Raw genomic sequence first — 1,091 nt, 5'->3', positions numbered from 1 at the left:
AGCCCTACGACTTTACAAGACACCTCTACTTTAACATAAAGAAAAAGTAGTGAGTACTCTCTCTCGTCGGAGATTTTCTCACTACTAATCTTAGTATGTTTGTCAACTGTAGTGGGTTGAAGAAAAGCTAATCTCGAGAAAGGACAAATTTCGTCCTTTCTTTTTTGATGTTCAGAGCGATAAAAATGCGTTTTTTGAAGTTTTCAAAGTTCCGAAAACCAAAGGCATTGCGCTTGATAAGTTTGATAAGATTATTGGTTGCTTCCAGTTTGGCGTTTGAATAGGGGAATTGAAGAGCGTTGACGATTTTCTCTTTATCTTTGAGGAAGGTTTTAAAGACAGTCTGAAAAAGAGGATGAACCTGCTTTAGATTGTCTTCAATGAGTCCGAAAAATTTCTCTGCCTCCTTATTCTGAAAGTGAAAAATCAAGAGCTGATAGAGATTATGGTGGCATTTCAAGCCTTCTGAATAGCTCAAAATCTTGTCTAGAATCTCTTTATTGGTTAAGTGCATGCGAAAAGTAGGGCGATAAAAACGCTTATCACTGAGTTTACGACTATCCTGATTGATTCATAATTTGGACACGCACACGACTCATAGCACGGCTTAGATGTTGTACAATGTGAAAGCGATCTAGAACGATTTTAGCACATGGAAAAAGCTGTTTAGCCAAGGCATAATAAGGGCTAAACATATCCATAGTAATGATTTTGACGCGACTTCGGACAGAACTCTCATATTTAAGAAAATGATTTCGGATGATAGATTGTGTTCTACCTTCCAGAACTGTGATGATATTGAGATTGTCAAAATCTTGAGAAATGAAACTCATCTTCATATCCCAATTGCAACAGTCACTCCCCTGACTGTTTCAACGTCCCAAGACATAATCTCAGGAAGGCGATCATGCTTAAAACGGAAGTCATTGAGCTTACGAATAACGGTTGAAGTTGAAATGGCCAGCTGATGAGCAATATCGGTCATAGAAGTTTTTTCAATCAGCTTTTGAGCAATCTTTTGGTTGATGATATAGTCAATTGAAACAAGAACAAGACAAAAGAGCCTCGAAAAAAGTACTACAACTTGGCAA

Annotated in this window: 1 pseudogene; it reads right to left on the bottom strand. The window is 37.6% G+C overall.

Features of this window, described 5'->3' with window-relative positions:
- Positions 1-127: 127 nt before the first annotated feature.
- Positions 128-1,091 (bottom strand): annotated as a pseudogene (locus ADF68_RS11130) (ISL3 family transposase); the annotation flags it as partial.

The organism is Streptococcus pseudopneumoniae (genome assembly GCF_001068775.1).
In the GTDB taxonomy this organism is placed as follows: domain Bacteria; phylum Bacillota; class Bacilli; order Lactobacillales; family Streptococcaceae; genus Streptococcus; species Streptococcus pseudopneumoniae_N.
The sequence above is the reverse complement of the archived record's forward strand: the minus strand, read 5'-3'. Positions and strand labels throughout refer to the sequence as shown.